The 24,837-nt window shown below is 68.8% G+C and carries 25 protein-coding genes and 1 CRISPR repeat array; of the genes, 10 read left to right on the top strand and 15 right to left on the bottom strand.

The window, feature by feature from the left end; translation table 11 throughout:
- The first annotated feature begins 122 nt into the window (after positions 1–122).
- Entirely contained in the window at positions 123–344 is a 222-nt protein-coding gene (locus MEICH_RS0105245) for a CopG family ribbon-helix-helix protein (protein WP_027891741.1), read from the top strand.
- Positions 341–688, top strand: a complete 348-nt coding sequence (locus MEICH_RS0105240) for a type II toxin-antitoxin system PemK/MazF family toxin (protein WP_027891740.1) — start codon at positions 341–343, stop codon at positions 686–688. The genes MEICH_RS0105245 and MEICH_RS0105240 overlap by 4 nt, the downstream gene beginning before the upstream one ends.
- Before the next feature lie 177 nt (positions 689–865).
- On the opposite strand, the gene typA is transcribed toward MEICH_RS0105240, so the two are convergent.
- The 3 genes from typA to MEICH_RS23705 all read right to left on the bottom strand — a co-directional run bounded on the left by typA (position 866) and on the right by MEICH_RS23705 (position 4,135).
- Positions 866–2,695, bottom strand: a complete 1,830-nt coding sequence (typA, locus tag MEICH_RS0105235; RefSeq protein ID WP_027891739.1) for a translational GTPase TypA — start codon at positions 2,693–2,695, stop codon at positions 866–868.
- Positions 2,696–3,182: 487 nt separating this feature from the next.
- Positions 3,183–3,395, bottom strand: coding sequence for a hypothetical protein (locus tag MEICH_RS29185; RefSeq protein WP_027891738.1), 213 nt, complete (start codon positions 3,393–3,395; stop codon positions 3,183–3,185).
- Positions 3,396–3,448: 53 nt separating this feature from the next.
- Positions 3,449–4,135 carry a phosphatase PAP2 family protein gene (locus MEICH_RS23705; RefSeq protein WP_084542185.1) on the bottom strand — a complete coding sequence of 229 codons (687 nt, stop codon included), beginning with the start codon at positions 4,133–4,135 and terminating at the stop codon, positions 3,449–3,451.
- Positions 4,136–4,256: 121 nt separating this feature from the next.
- Here MEICH_RS23705 and MEICH_RS0105220 point away from each other — a divergent pair, with 121 nt between their 5' ends.
- The 7 genes from MEICH_RS0105220 to MEICH_RS0105190 all read left to right on the top strand — a co-directional run bounded on the left by MEICH_RS0105220 (position 4,257) and on the right by MEICH_RS0105190 (position 9,130).
- On the top strand, positions 4,257–5,228 hold the full coding sequence (locus MEICH_RS0105220; protein ID WP_027891737.1) for an alpha/beta hydrolase: 972 nt from the start codon (positions 4,257–4,259) through the stop codon (positions 5,226–5,228).
- A gap of 42 nt (positions 5,229–5,270) precedes the next feature.
- Entirely contained in the window at positions 5,271–6,167 is an 897-nt protein-coding gene (locus MEICH_RS0105215) for an SPFH domain-containing protein (protein ID WP_027891736.1), read from the top strand.
- 67 nt (positions 6,168–6,234) lie between these two features.
- The gene (locus MEICH_RS0105210) at positions 6,235–6,420 is read left to right on the top strand and encodes a type II toxin-antitoxin system antitoxin (protein ID WP_027891735.1); all 186 of its coding nucleotides are present in this window, start codon (positions 6,235–6,237) and stop codon (positions 6,418–6,420) included.
- A gap of 1 nt (position 6,421) precedes the next feature.
- Entirely contained in the window at positions 6,422–6,916 is a 495-nt protein-coding gene (locus tag MEICH_RS0105205) for a hypothetical protein (RefSeq protein ID WP_027891734.1), read from the top strand.
- 8 nt (positions 6,917–6,924) lie between these two features.
- Entirely contained in the window at positions 6,925–7,401 is a 477-nt protein-coding gene (locus MEICH_RS0105200) for a methyltransferase family protein (RefSeq protein WP_027891733.1), read from the top strand.
- On the top strand, positions 7,398–8,315 hold the full coding sequence (locus MEICH_RS0105195) for an ABC transporter ATP-binding protein (protein WP_027891732.1): 918 nt from the start codon (positions 7,398–7,400) through the stop codon (positions 8,313–8,315). The genes MEICH_RS0105200 and MEICH_RS0105195 overlap by 4 nt, the downstream gene beginning before the upstream one ends.
- Entirely contained in the window at positions 8,312–9,130 is an 819-nt protein-coding gene (locus tag MEICH_RS0105190) for an ABC transporter permease subunit (RefSeq protein WP_027891731.1), read from the top strand. The genes MEICH_RS0105195 and MEICH_RS0105190 overlap by 4 nt, the downstream gene beginning before the upstream one ends.
- Positions 9,131–9,244: 114 nt before the next feature.
- Positions 9,245–10,920: direct repeats of the CRISPR family, unit length 29 nt; unit sequence GTTTTCCCCGCGCACGCGGGGATGAACCG.
- 3 nt (positions 10,921–10,923) lie between these two features.
- Here the strand turns inward: MEICH_RS0105190 and MEICH_RS0105185 are convergent.
- The 8 genes from MEICH_RS0105185 to alaS form a co-directional block, all read right to left on the bottom strand.
- Positions 10,924–12,063, bottom strand: a complete 1,140-nt coding sequence (locus MEICH_RS0105185; RefSeq protein ID WP_027891730.1) for an NAD(P)/FAD-dependent oxidoreductase — start codon at positions 12,061–12,063, stop codon at positions 10,924–10,926.
- Positions 12,064–12,130: 67 nt separating this feature from the next.
- Positions 12,131–12,376, bottom strand: coding sequence for a sulfurtransferase TusA family protein (locus MEICH_RS0105180; RefSeq protein WP_027891729.1), 246 nt, complete (start codon positions 12,374–12,376; stop codon positions 12,131–12,133).
- Between the two features lie 10 nt (positions 12,377–12,386).
- On the bottom strand, positions 12,387–12,800 hold the full coding sequence (locus MEICH_RS0105175; protein ID WP_027891728.1) for a DsrE/DsrF/DrsH-like family protein: 414 nt from the start codon (positions 12,798–12,800) through the stop codon (positions 12,387–12,389).
- Between the two features lie 320 nt (positions 12,801–13,120).
- Complete coding sequence (locus tag MEICH_RS0105170; protein WP_027891727.1) at positions 13,121–14,134, bottom strand: ArsR/SmtB family transcription factor; 1,014 nt, start codon at positions 14,132–14,134, stop codon at positions 13,121–13,123.
- A gap of 7 nt (positions 14,135–14,141) precedes the next feature.
- Positions 14,142–14,372 carry a hypothetical protein gene (locus MEICH_RS0105165; protein ID WP_027891726.1) on the bottom strand — a complete coding sequence of 77 codons (231 nt, stop codon included), beginning with the start codon at positions 14,370–14,372 and terminating at the stop codon, positions 14,142–14,144.
- 104 nt (positions 14,373–14,476) lie between these two features.
- Complete coding sequence (locus MEICH_RS0105160; RefSeq protein ID WP_027891725.1) at positions 14,477–15,220, bottom strand: HAD family hydrolase; 744 nt, start codon at positions 15,218–15,220, stop codon at positions 14,477–14,479.
- Between the two features lie 188 nt (positions 15,221–15,408).
- Positions 15,409–18,147: an EAL domain-containing protein gene (locus tag MEICH_RS30415; RefSeq protein WP_051303922.1), complete on the bottom strand. Its 2,739-nt coding sequence runs from the start codon at positions 18,145–18,147 to the stop codon at positions 15,409–15,411.
- Between the two features lie 132 nt (positions 18,148–18,279).
- Positions 18,280–20,979, bottom strand: a complete 2,700-nt coding sequence (gene alaS, locus MEICH_RS0105150; protein ID WP_051303921.1) for an alanine--tRNA ligase — start codon at positions 20,977–20,979, stop codon at positions 18,280–18,282.
- Between the two features lie 256 nt (positions 20,980–21,235).
- Between alaS and MEICH_RS0105145 the strand changes: the two genes are divergently transcribed.
- Positions 21,236–22,348, top strand: coding sequence for an IMP dehydrogenase (locus MEICH_RS0105145; RefSeq protein ID WP_027891723.1), 1,113 nt, complete (start codon positions 21,236–21,238; stop codon positions 22,346–22,348).
- A 110-nt stretch (positions 22,349–22,458) separates the two neighbouring features.
- Here MEICH_RS0105145 and MEICH_RS0105140 read toward each other — a convergent pair whose 3' ends face one another.
- From MEICH_RS0105140 to MEICH_RS27805, 4 genes are all read right to left on the bottom strand, one after another.
- Entirely contained in the window at positions 22,459–23,478 is a 1,020-nt protein-coding gene (locus MEICH_RS0105140; protein ID WP_027891722.1) for a DUF5694 domain-containing protein, read from the bottom strand.
- Positions 23,479–23,546: 68 nt separating this feature from the next.
- Positions 23,547–23,813, bottom strand: coding sequence for a YkgJ family cysteine cluster protein (locus MEICH_RS0105135; protein WP_027891721.1), 267 nt, complete (start codon positions 23,811–23,813; stop codon positions 23,547–23,549).
- Positions 23,813–24,280: a DinB family protein gene (locus tag MEICH_RS0105130; protein ID WP_027891720.1), complete on the bottom strand. Its 468-nt coding sequence runs from the start codon at positions 24,278–24,280 to the stop codon at positions 23,813–23,815. Before MEICH_RS0105130 ends, MEICH_RS0105135 begins: the two co-directional genes overlap by 1 nt.
- A gap of 21 nt (positions 24,281–24,301) precedes the next feature.
- Positions 24,302–24,837 (bottom strand): DMT family transporter (locus MEICH_RS27805; protein WP_036218343.1); only part of this gene is annotated, 536 nt, incomplete at its 5' end.

The raw sequence follows: 24,837 nt of genomic DNA, 5'->3' as shown, positions 1-24,837 counted from the left end.
GACGTAGGTGTGCGACGACTGCTCTGTACGAGCCAGCTTTTGAGCCCCTCGAGCATGCTTGAACCTCTAGCGTAGATTCTCGTTGTTCAGCCCAACCAGGGTCAAGGGAGTATATTGGTGGTATGAAAGTCAAGACATCTATCACCCTCGAGCGGGAGTTGCTCGAGGCCATAGACGAGCGCTACCCTAACCGCTCAGAATTCATCGAGCGGCTCATCCGCAAGGAGCTGTGGGAAGAGCGCAAGCGCGAGTGGGAGGCCCGGGACGCGGAGCTCTACGCCGGGCACGCCCAGGAACTGAACACCCAGGCGCTCGAGTCGCTGGAAGACCAGACGGAGCCATGAAACGCGGCGAGCTATACCGCGTGGTCAACCCCTCCTCCGACGACCCCAAGCGCCAGCGGGTTTACGTCGTCGTTAGCCGGCAATTCCTGATCGACTCGCCCCACTCCACGGTGCTTTGCGCTCCCGTTTTCTCGCGCTACCACGGCATCAGCACACAGGTTCCGGTGGGTATCGAGGAGGGGTTGAAGCACGAGAGCAGCATTCGCTGCGACGATCTGACCCGCATCGAGAAGAGTAGGCTCACGAACTACGTCGGCAGGCTCTCGAGCCAAAAGCTCGAAGCGCTAAACCGCGCGCTGGCGATCGCGCTCGAGTTGCTAGGGCCGGATGAGGTCAAGCTCTGATCGATACCGGGTTCAGAAAGCTGATCGTCCGATCCGAAGGGCTATCTTTTTGAACCCCAGAGCATTCCCTTCGGCCCTGTCAGGTCGCTGCCGTCCGGCGCCGGACTGACCGAATCGGGTATCACACTGAAGAAAAAAGAGCAGGGAAACCCTGCTCCGGTTTGGCTCACTGCCGGCTCAGACCACCTCGGCCCGCTTGCGCTGGCTGGGGTCGAGCACCCGCTTGCGCAACCGCAGGCTCTTGGGCGTGACCTCGAGCAGCTCGTCGGGGGCCAGGAACTCCAGGGCCTCCTCGAGCGTGAACTTGCGCGGGGGGATCAGGCGGATGTTCTCGTCGGAGCCGGCGGCCCGCACGTTGGTGAGCTTCTTGTTGATGCAGACGTTGACGTTGAGGTCGTTGTCGCGGGAGTTCTCGCCCACGATCATGCCCACGTAGACCTCGGTGCCGGGGTCGATGAAGAAGCTGATGCGCTCCTGCAGGCGGTGGAGGCTGTAGGCGAAGGCCACGCCCGCCTCCATCGCCACCGCGCTGCCGGTGGTGCGGGTCTCGAGCGCGCCCACGTGCGGCCCGTAGCTGTGGAAGTTGTGGCTCATCACGCCCTCGCCGGCGGTGAGGGTGAGGAAAAGGGTGCGGAAGCCGAAGAGGGCCCGGGCCGGGACGGTGAATTCAGCGCGCACGCGCCCGCCAGGGGTACCGGCTCCGCCGGGGTGCTGGCGCACCTGACCTGGCTCCTGCTCCATATGCACCATCTGGGCCTTGCGGGTGCCCAGCGCCTCCATCACGGGGCCGAACTTGGCCTCGGGGACGTCTACTACCAGGTACTCGTAGGGCTCGTGCACCTGGCCGTCCACTTCCTTCAGCAGCACGCTGGGCTGGCCCACGCTGAACTCGAAGCCCTCGCGGCGCATGGTCTCCAGCAGCACGCTCAGGTGCAGCTCGCCGCGCCCGTGCAGCTCGAAGGTGTCGGGCGTGACCTCGATGACCCGCAGCGCCACGTTGGTCTCGAGCTCCTTCAAGAGCCGCTCGCGGATCTGGCGGCTGGTGACGAACTTGCCCTCCTTGCCCGCGAAGGGCGAGGTGTTGGGGGTCATGGTGATGCTCACGGTGGGCTCGTCCACCGCCAGGCGGGGCAGGGCCTCGGGGGCCTCCTTGGCGGCGAGGGTGTCGCCGATCTCCACGCCCTCCATGCCCGCGATGGCCACGATGTCGCCGGGGGTTACCTCCAGGGCCTCGAGCCGCTCGAGGCCCTGGTGGGTGAAGGCCGCCACCACCTTGACGTCGCGGTTGCCGTGCTCGCCCACGATGGTGATGACCTGGCCCTTGCGCACGGTGCCGCGGTGCACCTTGCCCAGCGCGATCTTGCCCAGGAAGTTGGAGTAGTCGAGGTTGGCGACGCGCAGTTGGAAGGGGCCCTCCTCGATGCGGGGGGCGGGGATGTGGGTCAGGATGACCTGGAAGAGGTCCTCGAGGTTGTCCTTCTTGGCCTCGCCCAGCCAGGCCGCGCCCTCGCGCCCGACGGCGTAGAGGTAGGGGAAGTCGAGCTGTTCCTCCGAGGCGCCGAGCTCGGCCATGAGGTCGAAGGTCTCGTTCAGGACCTCGTCAGGACGGGCGTCGCGCTTGTCCACCTTGTTGATGACCACGATGGGCTTGAGCCCCGCCTCGACGGCCTTCTTGAGCACGAAGCGGGTTTGGGGCATGGGGCCCTCGGCGGCGTCCACGAGCAGGAGGACCCCGTCCACCATGCTCAGCGCCCGCTCGACCTCCCCGCCGAAGTCGGCGTGGCCGGGGGTGTCCACGATGTTGATCTTGACGTCGTTCCACACGACGGCGGTGTTCTTGGCCAGGATGGTGATGCCGCGCTCGCGCTCGAGGTCGTTGGAGTCCATGATCCGCTCGCCCTCCACGTCGTGGCGGGAGAGGGCCTTGGCCTGCTTGAGCATGGCGTCCACGAGCGTGGTCTTGCCGTGGTCCACGTGCGCGATGATCGCGATGTTTCTGAGTTCCATATTGTCCTCTTCGGGGGATGGGTTGCCTCTCCCCGGCTCGAGGAACGGCAACAGCACAACCTTCATAGTGTACTTGCCGCGAAGGGGTTTGTATAGGGCAGCTATAGGGAGAAAGGGCGAGCACGGGGGCTCGCCCCTACACCCGGCAATCGATCAGACGTACCCCAGCGTTTGGCGTTTAGCGTTTGGCGTTTAGCGTTTGGCGTTTGGCGTTCGGCGTATCGCTTACGACGTACGGCTCATGGCGCTCGGCAGGATCGCACTATGATCACACTGATCATGCCCGCGAGTGCCCCTCGCCCCGCCCGACTGAGCAAGGAGGAGTGGCTCGAGCTGGAGAAGCAGACCGGCTCGCGCTACGAGTACCTCGACGGCTTCGTGTACGCGATGGCCGGGGAAAGCCAGGCGCACAACGACATCGTGGCCAATGTCAACGAGGTCCTGCGGCCCCCGCCGGCCGAGGGGGTCCGGTGGGCCGGGCCTGCCGCTACCCGAGGTAAACGCTGGGGTCGGGAGCTTCCGCTTCGGGGGGTTCGCCGCTCGGTTCCTGGCTCATCAGGAGCAGCAGGAAGGTCTCGGTGGAAGGCGCTTCGCTGTGGCGGATCTCGGAGGCGATGGTCTTGGCGAGCTTGGGCAGCAACTGGCTCAGCGCCCGTTCGGGGTCTTCCGTTGGGGGCAAAACGGCCAGCAGCTTCTCCATAGGGAATTAAGCCTACACCCAGGCTGCCGGGCACACAAGCCACTTTCCCGCCTTCATGAACCCGCCCGTTCCTCGGAAGGGGGGAGTGCTGGGCGGATGCGCGAGCGCAGCACCTGGCGCAGGCCCAGCACCCAGGCCACCGAGGCCAGCCAGCCGCCCAGCACGTCGGAGGGGTAGTGGGCCCCGGCGTAGACCCGCGAGAGCCCCACCAGCAGCGCGAAGGGCACCCCCAACAGCACGGCCCACCAGCGCCAGCGGGTGTACCAGGCCAGCACGACGAGCGCACTCACGAAGGCCGCGCTGCCGGTGGCGTGGCCGCTGGGGAAGCTGTAGTTGGGCTCGAGCACCAGCGGGGTGAAGAGGTCGGGGCGCTCGCGCCCGAAGAAGGCCTTGGCGAGGAGGTTGAGCCCGGCCGCGCCCCCGACGGCGAAGGCGAAGAACCAGCCCTTCCAGGGCTGGTGGGTGGAGAGGAAGTAGGCGAAGATCACCAGCGACAGCGGGCCCAGCACCTCCACGCCGCCCAGGAAGCGCAGCGCGAGGGCGGCCTGGTCGAGCCAGGGCGTGGCGAAGCCGTTGACCCACTCGCTCAGCCAGCGGTCGAGGCGCATGTCCTCCTGCTGCAGCACGTCCTCGGCCAGGTCGCCCAGGATCAACAGCGGCAGCAGCACCCCGAAGAACAGCAGCAACAGCCGGCCGCTGTTCTGCCGGTAGATCTTCAGGACGCGGCTCCACACAGCCATTCCAGGCTACAGCGGGCGGCTTTGCCTGGGCTGAGGACCCCGGCAGCGCCGGGCCCTTTCCGCGGGACGCGGCGTTGACATCCGCTTTCAAAGTGATATCATTTTGCTAACAGGAGGCATCATGGCACGCATTCCCATCGTCGTAGGATTCATCGCCGCAGCCGCGGGGTTGCTGGGCAGGGGCGAGGCCGCCGCCCAGGAGGTGGTGCTCGAGACCCCCGCCGGCAAGCTCTACGCCACCCTCGAGCTGCCCGCCGCCAACCCGCCGTACCCGGTGGCCCTCATCCACCCCGGCTCCGGCCCCACCGACCGCGACGGCAACAGCCCGCTGCTCCCCGGGAAGAACGACAGCCTGAAGCTGCTGGCCGAGGGGCTCGCCGCACGGGGCATCGCCAGCCTGCGCGTGGACAAGCGGGGCATCGGCAAAAGCGCCGGCGCGCTGGCCCGCGAGGAGGACGTGCGCCTGGAGAGCTTCGTCGAGGACGCGGCGGCCTGGCTCGAGTGGCTGCGCCGCGACGGGCGCTTCGGCAAGCGGGCGGTGATCGGGCACAGCGAGGGCTCGCTCATCGGGATGCTCGCCGCCCAGCGGGCCGGGGCCGACGCCTTCGTCTCGCTGGCGGGGCCGGGCCGCCCGCTGGGGCAGATCCTGCTCGAGCAGCTCAAGCCGCAGCTCCCCCCCGCCATGTACCAGGAGGCCGAGCGGGTGGTGAGCGAGCTCACGGCCGGGCGTGCCGTGCCCGAGGCCGGCATCCAGCTCCCCCCGCAGCTCACGGCGCAGCTCTTCCGCGCCCGCGTGCAGCCCTACTTAATCTCGGTCTTCCGCTACGACCCGGCCCGGGAGCTCGGCAAGCTGAACGTCCCGGTGCTCGTCGTGCAGGGCACCACCGACCTCCAGGTGAGCCCCGCCGAGGCCGAGGCCCTGGCCGCCGCCAACCCCAAGGCCCAGAAGGTGCTCGTCGAGGGCATGAACCACGTGCTCAAGCGCGCCCCCGCCGACCCCCAGGCCAACATCGCCGCCTACAGCGACCCCAAGCTGCCGCTGGCGGAGGGCCTGTTGGCGGCCGTGGTACGCTTCCTGCAGGCTTCGCTCTAAACACACCCACACTGCCTATCACCAACGCTTATAGGAGGCCGTATGAACGTCACCCGCGAGAAGAGGGCCCTGGCGCTGCCGGGGATTCTGGGCCTGATCCTGGTGCTGGGGCTGCTGGCCTGGGGCGGCTTGCAATTCCGCGACTTCGTCCTCGAGGTCATCGGCAGCCGCGCGAACGAGCAGGCCGAGCTGCCCACGCTGCTGTACGGGGTGGGCGCGATGGTGCTGAGCTTCATCCTGATGGGGGGCTTCCTGGTGGTGCAGCCCAACGAGGCCCGGGTCCTCACCTTTTTGGGCAAGTACACGGGCAGCATCACCCGCGACGGCTGGTACTGGGTCAACCCCTTCGCCAAGAAGCAGAAGCTGAGCCTGAAGGTCAACAACTTCAACTCCGAGCGGCTGAAGGTCAACGACGCGACGGGCAACCCCATCGAGATCGCGGCGGTGATCGTCTGGCGCGTGACCGACAGCGCCCGCGCCACCTTCGACGTGGAGGACTACCAGGAGTTCGTGGCCATCCAGTCCGAGACCGCCATCCGCGCCCTCGCCAGCCGCTACCCCTACGACACCCACGACGGCACCGAGTCGCTGCGCGGCAACCCCGACGAGGTGGGCGACGAGCTGCGCAAGGAGTTGCACAAGCGCCTCGAGATCGCCGGCATCGACGTGCTCGAGGCCCGCATCTCCCACCTGGCCTACGCCCCCGAGATCGCCCAGGCCATGCTGCGCCGCCAGCAGGCCCAGGCGGTGATCGCCGCGCGGCAGAAGATCGTCGAGGGCGCGGTGGGCATGGTCAAGCAGGCCCTCGAGCAGCTCAAGAGCGAGGGGGTGGTGGACCTCGACGAGGAGCGCAAGGCCGCGATGGTCAACAACCTGCTGGTGGCCCTGGTCTCCGAGTCGGAGGCCTCGCCTATCATCAACACGGGCAGCCTGTACTGACGGGCCGGTGGCTCGTGGCCCGGAGTAAGCCGCAAGCCACAGGCCACCCGCCACGAGCCGTGTAGTTATGGCCGAGAAGAAGAAATTCCTCCTGCGCATCGACCCCGAGCTCTACGAGGCGCTCGAGCGCTGGGCCGACGACGAGTTCCGCAGCGTCAACGCCCAGATCGAGTTCGTGCTGCGCGAGTCGGTGCGCAGGGCGGGGCGGCTGAGGGTGAAAGCCCAGTCCGAGGCCCCCGCGGAGGAGGACTGAGATGACCAAGCAGCGCATCAGCGGGAGGGTCGGCGGCCTCGCCACCGGATACGACGTCAACCTGACCTGGGACGGCGCCCACCTCACGGGCCGCATCGGCGGGGCGCACCAGGGCAAGGACGTTCACCTCAGCGTCGGCGACGGCGAGGTGAGCGGGCGGGTCGGGGGCAAACACGTCGGCTTCGACGTGCGGGGCACCCTGGGGCCCCAGGCCCTGAGCCTGCGCCTGGGCGGGGCCACCCTCGGCAAGGACCTGCGCCTCGAGCTCGGCCGCACCCGCTTCACCGGGCGGCTGGGCGGCCCGAAGATCGGGCACGACGTGAGCCTCAAGACCACCGTGCCCAACCGCCTCAGCGGGCGCATCGGGGGGCGCGTGGACGGCAAGGACGTGCGCCTGTCCACCGCCGCGCCGCTCGAGGTCGCCGCGCTGGCCGCCGTGATCGCCTTCGAGGCGCTCGAGCAGGACCACCAGTCCAGCGCTGCCGCCTCGAGCTGAAGGGCGCTATGGTCTGGCTCAAGGCCCTGCTCTTCACCCTGGTGGCCCCCGCCACGATGGTGCTGTGGGTCCCCCTGTGGCTGCTGGGCTGGAGCTACCCCCGCCCCGCCCTCGCCTGGCAGTGGCTGGGGCTGCTGCCCGTCGCCCTGGGCGCCGCGGTCTACCTGGAGTGCGTGTGGGACTTCGCGGCCCGCGGGCGCGGCACCCCGGCCCCCCTCGACCCGCCCAAAACGCTGGTGGTGCAGGGGCTCTACCGCCGGGTGCGCAACCCCATGTACCTGGGCGTGGGGCTGATGCTGCTGGGCGAGGCGCTGCTCTTCGGCTCGTGGAGGCTGCTGCTGTACGCCCTGCTGGTCTTGTCGGCCTTTCACCTCTTCGTCATTTTCTACGAGGAACCTAACCTGAGGCGGCGCTTCGGGGCGGCGTACGCCGACTACTGCCGCCGCGTGCCCCGCTGGGTGCCCCGCCTCGGCGAACCCCCATGAACCCCGTGATCCAGACCCACCAGCTCAGCCGCCGTTTCGGCGAGATCCTGGCCCTCGACGGGCTCGAGCTCGAGGTCGCCGCGGGCGAGGTCTTCGGCTTCTTGGGCCATAACGGCGCGGGCAAGACCACCACCGTGCGCCTCTTGAACGGGGTGCTCGAGCCCACCTCCGGCCAGGCCGTCGTGCTGGGCCTCTCCCCCGCCCGAGACGGCTCCGCCCTGCGCCGCCGCACCGGCGTGCTCACCGAGACCCCCGCCGTGGACGAGCGGCTCAGCGCCCGGGAGAACCTCGAGATCTACGCCCGGCTCTACGGCCTGGGCCCCGCCCAGGCCCGCGCCCGCGCGGCGCAGTTGCTCGAGCAGTTCGGCCTGGCCGGGCGGGCCGACGAGCGGGTGGGCGGCTACAGCAAGGGCATGAAGCAGCGCCTGGCCCTGGCGCGGGTGCTGCTGCACGAGCCCGAGCTGATCTTCCTCGACGAGCCCACCTCCGGCCTCGACCCCGTGGCCGCGCGCGAGGTCCACGAGCTGATCCGCGGGCTCCAGGCCGCGGGGCGCACCGTCTTCCTCACCACCCACAACCTGGCCGAGGCCCAGTTGCTCTGCCACCGGGTGGCGGTGCTCGAGCGCGGCAGGCTGCGGGCCATCGGCACCCCGGAGGAACTGGCCGGGCGGCTGGGCGGCGTGCGGCTGGTGCTCGAGGTCACCCCCGCCACCCTGCCCGCCGCCCTGAGCCTGCTCCCCAAGGCCGAACGCCGCGAGAACGGCAGCCTGAGCGTGCCCGGCGTCCGGCGCGAGGAGGTCCCGGCGCTGGTGAGCCGCCTGGCCGCGGGCGGGGTCGGGCTGTACCGGGTGAGCCTGGAGGAGCCCTCGCTCGAGGACGTCTACTTCGCCCTGCACGCCGAGGAGGCCCCATGAACCGCGACGCCCTGTTCGCCGTGCTCCGCAAAGACCTGCTGGCCGTCACCCGCAGCCGCGGGGTGATGATCCCCATCGTGCTGGTGCCCGTCGTGATGCTGGTGCTGCTGCCGCTGCTGGTGACCTTCGCCCCCCAGCTCGGCAACCTCCCCGGCAACACCCTCTCCGAGCTCCAGACCTTCCTCGAGCGCGCCCCCGCCGCCCTCAAGGCCTCGGTGGCGGGCTACAGCCCCGCCCAGCAGGTCGCGGTGCTGGCGCTGGTCTACTTCTTCGCCCCGCTCTACCTCATCCTGCCGCTGATGGTCTCCTCGGTGATCGCCGCCGACAGCTTCGCCGGGGAGAAGGAGCGTAAGACCCTCGAGGCCCTGCTCTACACCCCCACCTCCGACCGCGAGCTCTTCCTCGCCAAGGCCCTCTCCCCCTGGCTGGCCGCCGTGCTCATCGGGCTGCTGGGCTTCGCGGTCTACAGCGTGGTGGGCAACCTGGTGGCCTGGAACCTGCTGGGCCGGCTGCTCTTCCCCAACTGGCTGTGGGCCGCGCTCGCGCTGTGGCTAGGCCCCGCCGTGGCCGCGCTCAGCCTGGGCGTGACCGTGCTGGTCTCGGCCCGCGTGAACACCTTCCAGGAGGCCATGCAGCTCGGCGGGGTGATCGTGCTGCCGGTGGTGGCGCTGGTGATCGGGCAGGCCACCGGCGTGATGTACGTCAGCACCGGCCTAGTCCTGCTGATGGGCCTGGTGGTCTGGGCCCTCAACGCCCTGGTGCTCACCCTGGCCTTCCGCCTGTTCCGCCGCGACAACCTGGCCTCGAGGCTCTGAGCGCCCGCCCGATGCTAGGATAGGTCCATCGGCCCGAGGGGTTGGCGATCCTTGAAAACCGGCTCGAGACACTTCCGGGGGCTCGAGGGGCAGTTTTGCTCGATAGGACCAAGTGTTTTCCCCGCGCACGCGGGGATGAACCGCCGGGGGCTTTCCGAGGGAAGACGATGACCGAGTTTTCCCCGCGCACGCGGGGATGAACCGGCCTCCCTGAGCCTCAGGCTCTTGCGCAGACCGTTTTCCCCGCGCACGCGGGGATGAACCGAAGACGCCCATCCTGTCCGAGCTCAAGAAGCTGTTTTCCCCGCGCACGCGGGGATGAACCGCGGGCCTGGGACGGGCCGCGACGGGCCGCGCGTTTTCCCCGCGCACGCGGGGATGAACCGTCCCCGGCCTTGTGGCGGAGGCCGTAGGCGTCGTTTTCCCCGCGCACGCGGGGATGAACCGGAGTTTCTGCCAAGAAACACGTGGCTGAAACAGTTTTCCCCGCGCACGCGGGGATGAACCGGCCACCGTGTTCCCCGCCGACAAGAGCCCCACGTTTTCCCCGCGCACGCGGGGATGAACCGCAGGGGCGTCCGGGAAAAAGGAGAAAGCCCAAGTTTTCCCCGCGCACGCGGGGATGAACCGAGGCCAGCCGCGAGTACCTGGCCTCCGACGGCGTTTTCCCCGCGCACGCGGGGATGAACCGCCCTTGCGCCCGTCGGGGGCGACGTACCTCGAGTTTTCCCCGCGCACGCGGGGATGAACCGAGCACCACCGGGGCCACCGTGCCGAAGGAGGGGTTTTCCCCGCGCACGCGGGGATGAACCGGAGGACCTATCTAGAGCCAACTGCTGGCGATGCGTTTTCCCCGCGCACGCGGGGATGAACCGACGAGTACGGCACCCCGCTGCTGCGCGTGGCCGTTTTCCCCGCGCACGCGGGGATGAACCAGCTTGGTGGTGGAGGTGGTGATGTTGCCGACCGTTTTCCCCGCGCACGCGGGGATGAACCGTAAATGATGACGGTTTCATTAGGCCCTCTTTCGTTTTCCCCGCGCACGCGGGGATGAACCGGTGCTGGTGGCCCGCGAGCTGGCCCCCAGCCCGTTTTCCCCGCGCACGCGGGGATGAACCGCCCGGCCAGACCCACTTCGCGTACACCTGGCAGTTTTCCCCGCGCACGCGGGGATGAACCGACCTCAATCTACCGGGGTAAGGCGTTCCGGCTGTTTTCCCCGCGCACGCGGGGATGAACCGCCTCTAGACCCCAAGGAGAAAACCCATGGCTCGTTTTCCCCGCGCACGCGGGGATGAACCGCGCGGCCTCCCCTGGCACGACCACGCGTGGCTGTTTTCCCCGCGCACGCGGGGATGAACCGATTGACAATGTTTTTTACGGACAATTCTTTACGTTTTCCCCGCGCACGCGGGGATGAACCACCGGGCGCTGGCCCGACCCCTCCTGGCCCCGCGTTTTCCCCGCGCACGCGGGGATGAACCGTGGGGTCAAAACTCGAGGGCGTACGCGCGTGCGTTTTCCCCGCGCACGCGGGGATGAACCGGGGACGCGCTTGAGCACGTCCACTACGAAAGAGTTTTCCCCGCGCACGCGGGGATGAACCGTGCGACCGGGGCACGCCCACGAGGGGCGAGCCGTTTTCCCCGCGCCCGCGGGGATGAACCGGTTATGGCTATACGGAGGAGAAATGAAGACCAGTTTTCCCCGCGCACGCGGGGATGAACCGCCCATCGCCTGCACCCACCGCTGCACCTGATCGTTTTCCCCGCGCACGCGGGGACGTTGCCCGCCTAAATCACCCCCGTAGGCACCAAGTACCAATACGCCTTGTTGAAGGCCATCTTCTCGTAGTGGTAGAGCCAGCTCGGGGCTGGGGGCTTGGGCGGGGTGTCGTAGTCGAAGGCCAGGATGCTGGCTTTGTCGTAGCCGGACTCGAGGAAGCACGTCACCTTGCCGTGGTAGGTGGCGTGGCGGGCGTCGGGTTCGCGTCCCTGGATGGCGGCAGCGATGCGCTCGGCGATCACGGGGGCCTCGAAGTGGGCGGTGGAGCCGGCTTTGGAGATGGGGAGGTCGGTGGTGTCGCCCAGGGCGTAGACGTTGGGGAAGCCGGGCACCTGGAGGGTGCCGCGGTCGGTCTTGACCCAGCCTTGCGCGTCGGCGATGGGGGAGTTCTCGAGGAACTTCGCGCCCCGGTGCGGGGGGATCATCACCAGCAGGTCGTAGGGGAGCTCGGTGCCCTCGAGGCTGTAGGCGATCTTCTTCTGGGGGTCCACGGACTCGAGGTTGAAGAAGGTCTCGGTCCTGACGCCGCGCTCGGCCAGCAGGGGGGCGGCGAGGTCGGCCACGCTCTGGATGGTGAACACCCGGTCGATGGGGTAGGTGTAGGTGATGTCGGTTTTGTCGCGGATGCCGCGGCGGGAGAGGTACTCGTCGAGCAGGAAGGTGAACTCGAGGGGGGCCACCGGGCACTTGTGGGGCAGGCCGCCCACCCCCACCACGATCTTGCCGCCGGTGAACTCGGCCAGGGCGGTGTGCAGCCGCCAGGCGGCTTCCTCGGTGTAGAAGTGGTGAGCGCCCTCGGCCAGGCCGGGCACGTCCTCGGGGGTCACGCGGGAGCCCGTCGCCACCACCAGGTAGTCGTAGCCCAGCTTGCGCCCGTCCTCGAGCGCGACGGTGTTGTTGGCGGGGTCCAGCCCGGCGACGCGGGCCACCTCGAGGCGGATCCCCCGGCGCAGCAGGCTCCTGAGGCTCCGCGAGAGCGCCCGGGGGTCCTGCCAGCCGAAGGGCACGTACAGCCAGCCCGGCTGGTAGAGGTGGCGGGGCGAGGCGCTGATGAGGGTGATCTCGGCCTCGTCCTTGAGCTTCTTGGCGAGCAGGTTGGCGACCAGGGTTCCGCCCGTGCCCCCGCCCAGCACCAGAATCTGTTTCATGACTCCTCCTCGGCAGCGGGGCCCAGGGAGACCCCGGGCCCGCTACGCTCACGGCACGGTTTCCTCGCTAATGGGTCTTGCGCACGATGAAGCGCTTGACCTCGCCCCCGACGTCCTCGAGCGCTACCAGCTCGTGGTTGGCCTTGGCGACCCAGGCCGGGATGTCCTTGATGGAGCCGGGGTCGCTCGAGAGCACCGCGATCACGTCCCCCACGGCGGCCGAGCGCACGGTGCGGATGAGTTCCATCAGCGGGCCGGGGCAGAAGCTCCCGCGGGCGTCGATTTCCTTGGCGATGGTGAGGGGTTGGATCATAACTGCCTCCTCAGATGAACAGCGTCTGGGCACCCTCGGCTTCCTTGATGAAGTAGGCCACGCCCACCACGTCCTCGACGATGGGCTCGAGGTCGTCCTTCTTTAGGTCGAACATGTCGAGGGTGGCGCTGCAGGCGAGGATGCGAACGTTGCCTACCTCCTTGGCGTCCTGGAAGTTCTTCATCCAGTGGGGGATGTGCTTGGCCTGCATGGTCTGGGCCATCATGCCCTCCATGCCCTTGAACTCGTTGGGCATGACCATGGGGGCCTGCTCGTAGCCCTTCTTGAAGGCCATCAGCCCCCCGAAGGTGAGGAACACCGTCACGTCCTTGCCCATGGCCGCCGCCCCCGCCGTGAGGATGGAAGCCGCCATCAGCTTGTCGGTGGTGCCGCTCTCGATGATCATGGCAAATTTCTCCGCCATAAACCTGCTCCTTTCCCTTTCCTCGAGCCCCATTCTGCGCCTATACCCCCAGGATGTATGTCCCAGGTAAAATGTCCCGATTTTATCGATATTGCTAAAATTCTCTCGTGTGCCTACTGGCTGAGATAGCCCATATTTATCGGATAATAAAAATGTATACCCTCGCATATTGCGAGGGTACGGGGCTTGCTCGAGGCCAGGATCACCCCAATCACTGTCCCCGACGCAGCTATCCGCTATCGGCTATCGACGTTCAGTGTTCAGCGCTCGGCGTAGGACGTACGACGTACGACGTACGACCCGCACCCAGCATTCACCCCTTAAATCACCAGCGCCAGGGGCGTCTCCAACTCCCCGTACGCCTCGAGCAGGCTCTCCCCGATGGGGCTGAGCTTGTAGAACACGTTCTTGCCGTGGCGCTGGGTAGCGACGAGGCCCGTCTCGCGCAGCCAGCCCAGGTGCTGCGAGATGGCGCTGGGGCTGACGTCGAAGAGGTAGGCCAGTTCGCGGGTGGTGGAGGGGGTGACCAGGTACTTGAGCAGGCGGGCGCGGTTGTGGCCCAGCAGCTTCTCCAGCGCCTCCGCCGCCGGGGGCGGTTCGGGGCACCACAGCCCGGCGGTGCCTCGAGCGCCGTATTGTAGGGTCTCCTGCCAGGGCGGCTCGAACATGAGGGTGTGGTCGGCGAACACCGAGGGGATCAGCAGCAGCCCGCGGCCCGAGAGGTCAATCTCGGCGTCCCAGCCGTGCTTGACGATCTGAAGGGTGCGGTTTTGGTAGCGCAGGGCGGGGTGGAGCTCGTTGAAGAGCTTCTCCGGCCCCTCGAGGGCGAAGATGCGGGCGCGGTACATCACGTCGGCCTCGAGCAGGATGCGCAGGCGCGGCCAGTGATGGGCCAGGGTGCGCTCCCAGTAGAAGTGCAGGGTGTCGGCCAGGCGCTCGAGCGAGCCGCGGGGGTCGCGCAGGTAGGGCTCGAAGCCCTCGCGCACCGCCGGGGTAACCGCCTGCGGCCAGCTCTCGAGGACGTTGCGGATGTCCTGCGCGACGAGCTCGTGGGGGGTCTGGAGCAGGTGCTCGACCTCGGCGGCGAAGTCGGGCAGGGGCGTGGTGGGTGGGGGGGTCAGGAAGTCGGGATACCCCCCCATCATCACCAGCGCCTCGAGCGGCCCCAGGTCGGCCCCCGCCAGCGCCTCGCGGGCCTCGCGGATCCAGGGCAGGTGCAGCGGGTACTTCTCCGGCCTGCGCAGGGCGCGGTAGCTCGCCACCGCCTCCCACAGCGTGCTGAAGGCGAAGCGGACGCGGGCGAGGTCCTCGGCGGAGAGGTGGATGTTGACCACGGGGCTCCTAGCGCAAGCTTACCCCGGACACCCCCAGGCCCCGGATCAGCTCGCGGTGGTAGGGGCTCAGGCGCGTGGCCACCCCCAGCAGGGACTCGGCGAGGCGGAAGCGCCAGGTGCGGCAGGGGCGGGTTTCGGCCAGGTAGGCCTTCACCTCGCGGGCTTGCTCGGCCTCGCGCAGGTACTCTTCGCGGCGCAGTTGGCTCACTTGGAAGTCTTTTTCGTTCAGCCCGTACATGCTCCCCCTCCTGTGCCCCGATTATGCGCCCGGCGTAAAGCCTTCGCCAAAGGATTAAGCAAAAGCCTAAATCGAAGGCCGGTGCAGGCAGGGGAAATTACCGCTCAGGACATGGTCTGGGCCAGCTCGAGCAGGTCGGTCACCACCCAGTCGGGTCGGGGCAGGTGGGCGGGGGCGTTCGCCGGCTTGCCGTGGGTCTCGAGCTCCAGCTTTAGCTCGCGCTCGAGGATCGCCCCCAGCTCGGGGCGCTGCGCCCGCTCGGCCGCCGGGATCACCGCCCACTCCTCGGGCATGGTGCGCCACACCCACGCCGCCTTGATCCCGGCGGCGTTGGCGCCCCACACGTCCTGGCTGAGGATGTCGCCCACGTGCACCACCTCTTCCCCGTCCAGCCCGCGCCAGAACTCGGGCTGGGGCTTGACGTAGCCGCAGCGGTCGGGGGCGAGCATGAGGTCGTAGGCGAAGCCCAGGCGCTCGAGGATCACCCCCTGGTAAAGCGCGTAGCCGTTGGTGGCGACCGCGATCTTCCAGCCCCTCTCGCGCCACAGCTCGACGGCCGCGGCCACGTCGGGGAACAGCAGCGCGGGGTCGTACCGCGCCGCCTCGACCAGCTCGCGCACGCTGGGGAAGGGCTCCAGGCCCAGCTCCCGGCAGACCACCGCGTGGATGTCGTCCCAGTCGAAGGCCCGCACCGGCTCGGCCGAGGCCATCCGGCCCACGAACTCGCGGTGACGAAGGGCCCAGGCGTCCGGGTGGCGCTGGAAATAGGGCCGCAGCAGCGGGCCCACGCAGTGGCGGAAGGGCCAATCGGCCAGGGTGCCGTCGAGGTCGAGGGTGATCCAGGGCATACGGGCTTACGATATGGGGTCGATGGTCGATGGTCGAGGGTCGATAGCCGATAGCCAAACGCCAAACGCACGACGTAGGGGCGGGCCCCCGTGCCCGCCCTCTCCTCGTGCCTACAATCCACGAGCTGACGGCTGAAAGCTCACCGCCGTCCACCATGAGCCACGAGCCTATCGCCACCCACCGCCCGCTACTTCGACTGCATCCTCGAGCTCGAGCCCGGCGACTCGAGCAAGGTGTTCACGGCGGGGCCGGGCATGGGCCTGGCGAAGTAGTAGCCCTGGCCCATGTCGCAGCCTAGGGCGCGCAGTTGCTCGAGCTGGTCGGCGGTCTCGATGCCCTCGGCCACCACGCGCAGGCGCAGGGCGCGGGCGAGGCCCATCACGGCGCTGACGATGGCCTGGTCGCCGCCGGCCTCGGTGAGGTCGCGCACGAAGGCACGGTCCATCTTGAGCACCGCGACGGGGAAGCGCTTGAGGTAGCCCAGGCTGGAGTAGCCGGTGCCGAAGTCGTCGATGGCGAGCTGAACGCCCAGGGCCTTGAGGCGGCCCAGCGTGGCGACGGTGGCCTCGGCGTCGTCCATCACCACGCTCTCGGTGATCTCGAGCTCGAGCAACTGCGGGGGCAGGCCGGTCTGCTCGAGCACCTCCGCCACCTCCTCCACCAGCCGGGGGTGGCGGAATTGCCGCATGGAGAGGTTGACCGCCACGGCCAGGGGGGTGTGGTGGGGGTAGGCCTCCTGCCAGGCCTTGCCCTGGCGGCAGGCGGTCTCGAGCACCCAGCGCCCGATGGGCACGATCAGGCCGGTCTCCTCGGCCATGGGGATGAACTGGGCGGGCGGCACCAGGCCGCGCTCGGGGTGCTCCCAGCGCACCAAGGCCTCCAGGCCCACGATCTTCCCGCTCCTGAGGTCGTACTGCGGCTGGTAGAACACCCGGAACTCCCCGCGCTCGAGCGCCCGGCGCAGGTCGCTCTCCAGGCGCAGGTACTCCGAGGCCTGGGCGCCCATGCTTACGTCGAAGACCTCGGTGCGCGCGCGGCCGTGGTTCTTGGCGCGGTACATCGCGATGTCGGCGTCGCGCAGCAGGTCGCTGGCGCTCTGCCCCACGCCGCTGCCCAGGGCGATGCCGATGCTGGCGCTGACGAACACCTCCTGACCCTCGAGCACGAAGGGCGCCTCGAGGGCCTGGTTGATGCGCTCGGCCACCTGGCGGGGCACCTCGGCGTTGGGCACCTCCTCCAGCAGCACCGTGAACTCGTCCCCGCCCAGCCGCGCGGCGGTGTCCTCCCCGCGCAGGCAGCCGCGCAGGCGGCGGGCCACCTCCACCAGGAGCTGGTCGCCCTTCTCGTGGCCCAGGCTGTCGTTGACCAGCTTGAAGCGGTCGAGGTCGAGGAAGAGCAGCGCCACCGGCTTGCCCCGGCGCAGCGAGCGGGCCAGGGCCTGCTCGAGGCGCTCGGTGAAGAGCGTGCGGTTGGCGAGGCCCGTGAGGGGGTCGTAGAAGGCCTGCCGGGTGAGCTGGCGCTCGAGCCGCCTGCGCTCGGTGACGTCGTGGGCGACCACCAGCACCGCGTCCTGCCCCTCGAACTCCAGGGTGTGCGAGACGATCTCCACCTCGATGACGCGCCCGTCGTGGAGCTGGTGCCTCCACCCCTCGGAGTGCTGGAGCCGCGGCCGCTCCTGCTGGGCGTCCTGCAGCACGGCCTCCCGCTCCTCGGGGGGCCGGATGTCGAGGATGGTCATGCCCAGGAACTGCTCGCGGCTGTAGCCATACTTGTCCTGCGCCGCCTGGTTGACCGCCAGGAAGCGCAGGGTCTGGCGGTGGTAGACCCACATGGGCAGCGGGTGGTCCTCGAAGAGCATGCGGAAGGTGGCCTCGCTCTGCCGCAGCGCCTCCTGGGCCTGGTTGCGCTCGGTGACGTCGCGCACGTTGAGCACGACGCCCCGCACCTCGGGGTCGGCCAGGCGGTTGGTGCCGCGCAGCTCCACGTGGCGCCAGCCCCCGTCGCGGTGCCGCAGGCGCAGCTCGGCTTGGTAGGGGGCGCCGGGGTGCTCGAGCGTCCAGGCCAGCCCTTCGCGGGCCTGGGGCCGGTCGTCGGGGTGCAGGATCTCCCGCACGTTCCGGCCCAGCAGCTCACCGGCCGCGAAGCCCAGCACCGCCTCCGCCGCCGGGCTCACGTAGCGCATGTTGGCCTCGCGGTCGAGCAGCACGATGATGTCGGAGGCGTGCTGCACCAGGGCCCTGAAGTGTTCGGCGCTCTTGCGCATGGCGCGCTGCTCGGTGGCCGCCATCAGCCCGATGCGCCGGATGCGGTCGATCTGGTAGACCATCCCCAGCAGCAGCAAGGTCGCGGAGAAGCTGAGCAGGACCGTAGCCAAGTCGGCGACCTCCCGCGCGCGCGCGGCCAGGCCGGTGTACCGCCGTGCGGCGTCCTCGAGCGCCCCCTCGAGCGCGGCAAAGCTCGATCCCGACGGGCCGGTGGCGGGGGCGGGCCGTTGGCGCTCGACGCTGGCCCGCACCACGGCCTCGTAATTTTCCCAGGCGGCCTGCATGCGGGCGGCCACGGAGCCTATGTCCGGGGACGTGAGCCAGCGCTCGAGCCAGCCACTGTGCCGCACCAGACGGGAGAGCATTTCCAGGTGAGCGCGGGCGTGGCGGCTGGCCTGCTCCAGCGCGGCTCCGAGCTCCGGGCGCCAGGCCTGGGCGGCCTCGAGCTCCAGCGCCTTCAGCGCGTAAGCCTTGGCCCGCACGTGCTCGACCTGGGCAGCGGCCCTCTGGCAGTCGTCCACGTAGCGGTTGAGCGCGATAACCCCTAACAGGCTGGTGACGGCGATGAAGAGCACGACCACTGGGAAGAAGCGCTCGAGCCAGAACGGCCGGCTCAGTGCCGGGGGGGCTTCAATGGTGTGGTACGGCGATTGGGACTGCATGACTTCAGCCCAACTGTAAAACAGGCTGAGCTACCCGCCAGGCTATTTGTCACAACGGGATGATGAGATTCTAATTTTTCACCGGGTTGGGGGGGCGCCTTGGTCGGGACGCCCCGCCCGGCGGGTTCGGTTTCAAGGTTGGGGCAGGTTCATGAGAGCACCCTCGAGCCCCGCGAAGGCCTTCTCGAGGTCGAAGCCCCCGCCCTGGGCCAGCGCCCCCTTGCCCCCGCCGCGCCCGCCCGCGGTCTCCGAGAGCTTGCGCATCAGGGCGCCCGCGTCGAGGCCCTTTTCCTGGGCGCCCTTGCCGAGCTTGAGCACGAGGTTCTGGCCCGAGCCCACCGCCACCACGTCGGCCTTGTGGCGCTCGAGCAGCTCGTCGGCGGCGCCGCGCAGCGCCCCCGCCTCCACGCCCTCCAGCCGCACCGCCAGGTAGCGGTAGCCGCCCACCTCGCGCAGCTCGGGGCCGCCGCCCCCGCCCGAGAGCTGGGCGCGGGCGAGCTCGAGCTTGAGCCGCTCGACCTCCTTCTCGCGGGCCTTGAGCTCGTCCTGGAGCTTGCCCACCCGCTCGGCCAGCCCCTCGGGGCTCACGCCCAGCTCGCGCGAGAGGGAGCCCAGGCGCTCGAGCTGCTCCCGCACGTACTGCACCGCGCCGCTGCCCGTGAGGGCCTCGACGCGCCGCACGCCCGCCGCCACCGCCTCGTCGGAGCGGATCACGAACACCCCGATCTCGCCGGTGCGCCGCACGTGGCAGCCGCCGCACAGCTCCTTGCTGCTGACGCCCTCCACGCCGCCCTCGACGCTCACCACGCGCACCACGTCGGCGTACTTCTCGCCGAAGAGGGCCATCGCGCCTTCCTTCCTGGCCTCCTCGAGGCCCTTGTAGGCGTAGGTCACGGGGAAGTCGGCCTGGATCCAGCGGTTGACCAGCATCTCGACGCGCGCGAGGTCCCTGGGGTCGATGGGCTCGAACTGGCTGAAGTCGAAGCGCAGGCGGTCGGGGCCTACGTAGCTGCCCTTCTGCTGCACGTGTGTGCCCAGCACCGCCCGCAGCGCCGCGTGCAGCAGGTGGGTGGCGGTGTGGTTCTTCTCGGTGTCGCGGCGCTGCGCGTCGACGAGCGCCCGCACCGTGGTGCCCGCCCTGAGCGTGCCCTGCTGCACCCGCGCCACGTGCAGGAAGATGCCGTCGCTGTTCTTCTGGGTCGTGCTCACCCGCGCCCAGCCCTCGGCCCACTCGAGCACCCCCGAGTCGCCGATCTGGCCGCCGCCCTCGGCGTAGAAGGGCGTCCGGTCGAGCACCACCTGCACCTCGCTGCCCGCCGGGGCTTCCTGGAGGGTCTGGTCCCCCACCAGCAGCAGCTTGACCTCGGCCTGCGTGTCGGTCTGTTCGTAGCCCACGAAGACGGTGCCGCCGTAGTCCTTGGCGAGGGCGGCCAGGGCCTCGTTGGACTGCTTGAAGAGGTCGCGCTCGAAGGCCATGTTGCGCCGGGCGAGCTCCTGGGCCTCTTCCAGCGCGCGCTCGTAGCCCTCGGTGTCCACCTTGATGCCGCGCTCGTCGGCGATCTCGAGGGTGAGGTCGAGGGGGAAGCCGTAGGTGTCGTAGAGGGTGAAGGCGTCCTTGCCGGGGAGGGTGTCGCCCTCCTTCAGCCCCGCCAGCATGCCGTCCAGGCGCTTGATGCCCGCCTCGAGCGTGCGCAAAAACTGCTCCTCCTCGAGCCGGATCTGCTTCTGCACGCTGGCGAGGTTCTCGCGGGTCTCGGGGTAGACCCCGCCCATCACCTCGGCCACCACCTCGGCCAGCCCGTACATGAACGGCTCGCGCAGGCCCAGCAGGTAGCCGTAGCGCACCGCGCGGCGCAGCAGGCGGCGCACTACGTAGCCGCGCCCGGTGTTGGAGAAGTGGGCCCCGTCGGCCAGGATGAAGGTCACGGCGCGGGCGTGCTCGGCGATGACCCGGTGGGCCAGCGAGGAGGGCCCCTCGTAGCTGACGCCGCTCAGCTCGACGATCCTCCGGATCAGGGGGATGAACTCGTCGGTCTCGTAGAAGTCGGTGACGCCCTGCAGCACCATCGCCACCCGCGCCAGGCCCATGCCGGTGTCGATGTTGGGCTTGGGCAAGGGCTCGAGCACCCCCCCGTCCTTGCGGTTGTACTGCGGGAACACCAGGTTCCAGATCTCCACGAAGCGGTTGCTCTCGCGGGTCTCGTAGTAGTCGGCCCAGGTGTCGCTGCCGAACTCGGGGCCGCGGTCGTAATAGATCTCCGAGCACGGCCCGCAGGGGCCGTTGGGGCCTTTGGTGGGGGCGTCCTGCGGCCAGAAGTTCTCGTCGGCGCCGAAGCGGTGCAGGCGGCTCTCGGGCAGGCCCACGCCCTTGGTCCAGTGCTCGAAGGCCTCGTCGTCGTCCTCGTAGATGGTGACGTAGATGCGGTCCGGGTCGAGGCCCAGCCACTCGGGGCCGGTGAGGAACTCCCAGGCCCACTCGATGGCCTCCTTCTTGAAGTAGTCGCCGAAGGAGAAGTTGCCCAGCATCTCGAAGACGGTCTGGTGGCGGTTGGTGCGCCCCACGTTCTCGATGTCGCCGGTGCGCACCGACTTCTGGCAGGTGGTCACACGGTACCACTCGCCCTCGTGCCCGGCGAACACCGGCTTCTTGCCCATGAAGTAGGGCTTGAGCGGGGTCATCCCGGCGTTGATGAACAAGAGGGTGGGGTCGTCCTGGGGGATCACGCTGAAGGAGGGCAGCCGCAGGTGCGCCTTGCCCTGGAAGAAGCGGAGAAACTTCTCGCGGATTTCGGCGGTGCTAGGCCCGCTGGGTGGTTTTCGGGTGGTGGACATGTCCGGTTCCTTTCGCCTAGAGAAGCATAAAAAAGACTCCCCGCCCTCGCAAACCCTCACGGCTCCTTCCCGAAGGAAAGAAGGCCGTCAGCGGGTAGCTCGAGCGGGGTTGAGGGGTTTCATCGGGCTCAGTCGGCTCCTGAGGACTCTCGTGGGCTCGCGCGCAAAGCCGTACCTGGCTTTTGAATATACGAACGCCTTATGCGTTTGTAAAGGAGTTTGATGACCCTTCCCGCCGTGGCGCTACACTGGTCGGGTGAACATCCAAACCCTGGACCAGATGTCGCTCGAGGCCCTCGAGCACGCCCGCGCCGCGATCGCCAGCTACCCCTACCCGCGCCTGGAGACCTACTACACCTTCGCCGACAAGACCATTATTCCCACCTTCCTCACCCGCCCCATCTCGCGCAGCCAGGTGGAGGTGCGCCAGCACTTCCACACCGTGCGGGGCAGTGTGGACGCCTTCCCGGCCTTCGGGGCCTCGATGAGCATGATGCGCTCGCGCTTCGCCCGCGACGTGTGGGACGAGGGGCACGGCGGAATCCATGTCCTGCCCCGCGTGGGCCTCTCCGACGCCCAGCGCATCCAGGACGTGAGGGCCAGCGCCCCGGCCCTGGTGGGGGTGGCGCTGGGCATCCACGAGGAGGAGGCTTTCCTGGGGGAGCTCTTCGAGCAGCCCAACCTGGCCTTCGTCTCCATCGACATCGCCCACGGGGCCAACGCCGCCGTGCTGCCGGTGCTCGAGAAGATCCGCGCCCAGGGCGTCGAGAGCGGGGTCATCCTGGGCAACGTGGGCTCGGTCGAGGGCTTCGCCTACGCCTACTGGCTGATGAAGCTCTCGGGCTTCAAGCACTTCGTGATCAAGGTGGGCGTGGGGCCGGGCTCGGTGTGCACCACCCGCATCAACACCGGGGTGGGGGTGGGCCAGCTCTCGCTTTTGGAGGAGATCTGGCAATTCCGCAACCACGCCGGCTACACCGACGCCCAGATCATCTCCGACGGCGGGGTGAACTCCTCGGGCGACTTCGTAAAAGCCCTCACCCGCGCCGAGGGCGTGATGATGGGCAAGTTCTTCGCCTCCGGCTCCTTCGAGGACGAGGTGCTCATCAAGAAGGACGGGCACCTCGAGGGCGTGTTGCTCTTCGGCATGGCCTCCTCGCTGGTGACCGAGAAGCGCAACTACATCGAGGGCTCCTCCCAGACGCTGCGGGCCTTCCACAAGGACGCCCGCGAGGCGGTCTCGAGGCTGCGCGAGGGCCTGCAAAGCGCCATGACCTACGTCAACGCCACCAACCTCAACGAGTTCCGGGGGAACGTGCGGTTCGCGCTCAACTCGGCGGCGGCGATCACGGAGGCGGGGGTGCATTGAGTGGATGCCGAACGCCCCACGCCGAACGTCGAACGCCAAGCGCGAAACGCTGTAGGGGCGGCCACCAGCTCGCCCTTTTCTGGCCCGTTCTTCGCCGACAGATAGCGGCTTTATAGGAGTTCGCCGAGGTGCACGAGTTTTACGTCGAGCATCTGGCTCAGGTACAGGTCCAGGAGGGGCTTGTGCGAGGCCCCGACGATCACCAGCATTCGCTGGCCGGGGTGCCGGGCTGAGGCTCGACGGATGTGCGAGGCCATGTTGAGGTTCCGTACCTCTAGCTGAGCCAGCCGGGTTCGCTCGAGCCGGGACGGGAGCTTGGGACGGAGGTAGGAGACGTACTCGGCGTCCATGATGGCATGGACGTACTCGGGGGAGTTCATGAACCGGTAATGGGGAAGCAAGTCGCCCGCCTCCACGGCTCTCCGGGAGCTTTCCTGGTGTTTGCGGATGATCTCGCTCTCCCGGATGGCCGTGTGATAACCGATGCGCTCGAGCTCAGGCTCGAGCCGGTCGGCGATCTCGAAGTAGATGTCGGTGTCCTGCTGGTCGTCGATGCAGGCGATGCTTTGGAGCCCCAACACCCGGGCGAGCCGTACCCCGATGGAGAAGCTCTCGACGGGCGAGTTCAAAAGAGCGTCGAACTGCCCGGCTAGGCCCCCGTCCATCGTGCTCAACCTTTCTTGCCCGACTTCAGGCAGGTACGACCACTGCAGCACCGCCGACTCCACCTCGTAAGCGGCAAGGAGGTTGAGGGCTAAGTCGAGCCGTCCTTCGGGAGAAAGCCCCCCGCGAACGGCCTGCTCGAGCAGCCCCTTTGCCCTCCCCTCGGCCTCGGTCCTCGAGACGCCCAGCGCCTCCTGAGCCCGGCGGGCGAGTTCGAGCCGGTCCTTGGCGAAGATCTCGAGGGCCTGCCTGTACTTCTCGGGGGCCGCCTCCATCCCGACAATTACCTGGGACGGGAGCGACTCTACGCCGATCACGTCCGGCGAGTAGCCCCTAAGGACCTCGATCAGGCTGTCCAACAGCGCAGGCCGGAACTGCTGACCCAGATTCCCCAGATGCCCGCTTCCCAGGATCAGGACTTGGGTCTTCTCGGATTCCTCGATGGGAGCCTTGTAGCTTTTTAGCACGCTTTTATTCTAAAAAGCCGTGGTTTCTCCCTTGCAAGTGTCCTCCAGGACAGCTCTTACCGCCGTGGCTAAGCTAGGCCGTAGATCTCCAGGAAGCGCCGGACGCGGGCCTCGAGCGTGGGTAGCGGGGCCACCTCGCCGCAGACCCAGTCCGGGGTGTAGTTGCGGCAGACTTTGGGCCGGTTCTCGTAGATGGCGCACCTGCACCCGCGGTCCAGGTGTTGGCAGGGCACGCCCAAGGGCTTGTTCAGCGCGGCGATGTCGGGGGCGGCGCAGCAGGCCCCGCACAGGGTGCAGTCGCGGTGCCAGAAGGTGGAGGAATAGGGCTCGGCCATCAGGCGTTCATCACCTGGCGCACCGCCCAGAAGGCCAGGTAGAGGTGGTGGGCCTCGTGGACGGCGTAGAGCTCGAGCCACTGCGACAGGGGCATGGGCCCGGCGGCGCCGTGCACCCCCACGCGGGCCAGCTCGGCGTCGCCCAGGCCGCGCACCCGGTTGAGCAGGTCGGTGCGCAGCTTTTGCAGCTCGGTCACCACCGCCTCGGTGGAGCGGGCGGAGAGCTCGAGGAACACCGGGTCCTCGTCGGAGCGCAGGCGCTCGAGGCGGGGGCTTTCCTCAGTCAGGATGCGCTCGAGGCGGCCCAAGGTGACGGCGGTGAAGTGGGCGAGGTGGGCCAGGTTCTCGTGGGCCGACCACTTGCCGCTGGGCGGGCGCTGGCGCAGTTGCTCGGGGCTGGCGCCGGCCAGCAGGCCGGAGAGGGGCTCGAGGCCGGTCTCGAGGCGGCGGATCAGCGAGGGGCTCATGCTCAAAGCATACCGTTGCCCCTAGCCCGCCGAGATCAGGGCGATGGCCCCCAGGCTCAGCAGCACCCCCAGGCCCTGCGCCCTCCGCAGGCGCTCGTGCAGCACGGCCCTCGCCAGCAGCACCGTCGAGGCGGGGTAGAGCGAGGAGACCACCGCGGCCACGTCGAGCCGCCCGCTCTGGGCGGCGGCCAGGAAGAAGAGGTTGCCCCCGGCGTCTAAGGCCCCGGCCAGGCCCACCAGCGGCAGTTCGCGCAGGCGGGGCCAGCGCTGGGGCCGGTTGAGCAGGGCGTAGGCCAGGGTGAGGGCCAGCGCGGTGAGCTTGGCTACGGCCGAGGGCCAGAACAGCCCCTCCACCCGGTCGATGAGCACGAAGTAGCCGCCGAAGCCCAGCCCGGCCAAGAGCGCCCAGGACAGCCCCGCCGGGCGAACCGCGCCCTCGGGCCTCGAGGCCAGCCACACCCCCAGCAGCCCCACGCCGAAGCCCAGCAGTTGCAGCCCGCCGGGGAGGCCCTCGAGCGCCGCCCCCAGCAGCACCGGCAGCACCGCGCCGGTCACGC

This window comes from Calidithermus chliarophilus DSM 9957, from assembly GCF_000430045.1.
Taxonomy (GTDB): domain Bacteria; phylum Deinococcota; class Deinococci; order Deinococcales; family Thermaceae; genus Calidithermus; species Calidithermus chliarophilus.
Note: the sequence above shows the minus strand (reverse complement) of the source record. Positions and strands in the feature narration are given on the sequence as shown.

Excerpts from the sequence above, each read along its gene's own strand:
- MEICH_RS0105245 (WP_027891741.1), top strand. The coding sequence starts at position 123 with ATGAAAGTCAAGACATCTATCACCCTCGAGCGGGAGTTGCTCGAGGCC.
- MEICH_RS0105240 (WP_027891740.1), top strand. The coding sequence starts at position 341 with ATGAAACGCGGCGAGCTATACCGCGTGGTCAACCCCTCCTCCGACGAC.
- typA (WP_027891739.1), bottom strand. The coding sequence starts at position 2,695 with ATGGAACTCAGAAACATCGCGATCATCGCGCACGTGGACCACGGCAAG.
- MEICH_RS29185 (WP_027891738.1), bottom strand. The coding sequence starts at position 3,395 with ATGGAGAAGCTGCTGGCCGTTTTGCCCCCAACGGAAGACCCCGAACGG.
- MEICH_RS23705 (WP_084542185.1), bottom strand. The coding sequence starts at position 4,135 with ATGGCTGTGTGGAGCCGCGTCCTGAAGATCTACCGGCAGAACAGCGGC.
- MEICH_RS0105220 (WP_027891737.1), top strand. The coding sequence starts at position 4,257 with ATGGCACGCATTCCCATCGTCGTAGGATTCATCGCCGCAGCCGCGGGG.
- MEICH_RS0105215 (WP_027891736.1), top strand. The coding sequence starts at position 5,271 with ATGAACGTCACCCGCGAGAAGAGGGCCCTGGCGCTGCCGGGGATTCTG.
- MEICH_RS0105210 (WP_027891735.1), top strand. The coding sequence starts at position 6,235 with ATGGCCGAGAAGAAGAAATTCCTCCTGCGCATCGACCCCGAGCTCTAC.
- MEICH_RS0105205 (WP_027891734.1), top strand. The coding sequence starts at position 6,422 with ATGACCAAGCAGCGCATCAGCGGGAGGGTCGGCGGCCTCGCCACCGGA.
- MEICH_RS0105200 (WP_027891733.1), top strand. The coding sequence starts at position 6,925 with ATGGTCTGGCTCAAGGCCCTGCTCTTCACCCTGGTGGCCCCCGCCACG.
- MEICH_RS0105195 (WP_027891732.1), top strand. The coding sequence starts at position 7,398 with ATGAACCCCGTGATCCAGACCCACCAGCTCAGCCGCCGTTTCGGCGAG.
- MEICH_RS0105190 (WP_027891731.1), top strand. The coding sequence starts at position 8,312 with ATGAACCGCGACGCCCTGTTCGCCGTGCTCCGCAAAGACCTGCTGGCC.
- MEICH_RS0105185 (WP_027891730.1), bottom strand. The coding sequence starts at position 12,063 with ATGAAACAGATTCTGGTGCTGGGCGGGGGCACGGGCGGAACCCTGGTC.
- MEICH_RS0105180 (WP_027891729.1), bottom strand. The coding sequence starts at position 12,376 with ATGATCCAACCCCTCACCATCGCCAAGGAAATCGACGCCCGCGGGAGC.
- MEICH_RS0105175 (WP_027891728.1), bottom strand. The coding sequence starts at position 12,800 with ATGGCGGAGAAATTTGCCATGATCATCGAGAGCGGCACCACCGACAAG.
- MEICH_RS0105165 (WP_027891726.1), bottom strand. The coding sequence starts at position 14,372 with ATGTACGGGCTGAACGAAAAAGACTTCCAAGTGAGCCAACTGCGCCGC.
- MEICH_RS0105160 (WP_027891725.1), bottom strand. The coding sequence starts at position 15,220 with ATGCCCTGGATCACCCTCGACCTCGACGGCACCCTGGCCGATTGGCCC.
- MEICH_RS30415 (WP_051303922.1), bottom strand. The coding sequence starts at position 18,147 with ATGCAGTCCCAATCGCCGTACCACACCATTGAAGCCCCCCCGGCACTG.
- alaS (WP_051303921.1), bottom strand. The coding sequence starts at position 20,979 with ATGTCCACCACCCGAAAACCACCCAGCGGGCCTAGCACCGCCGAAATC.
- MEICH_RS0105135 (WP_027891721.1), bottom strand. The coding sequence starts at position 23,813 with ATGGCCGAGCCCTATTCCTCCACCTTCTGGCACCGCGACTGCACCCTG.
- MEICH_RS0105130 (WP_027891720.1), bottom strand. The coding sequence starts at position 24,280 with ATGAGCCCCTCGCTGATCCGCCGCCTCGAGACCGGCCTCGAGCCCCTC.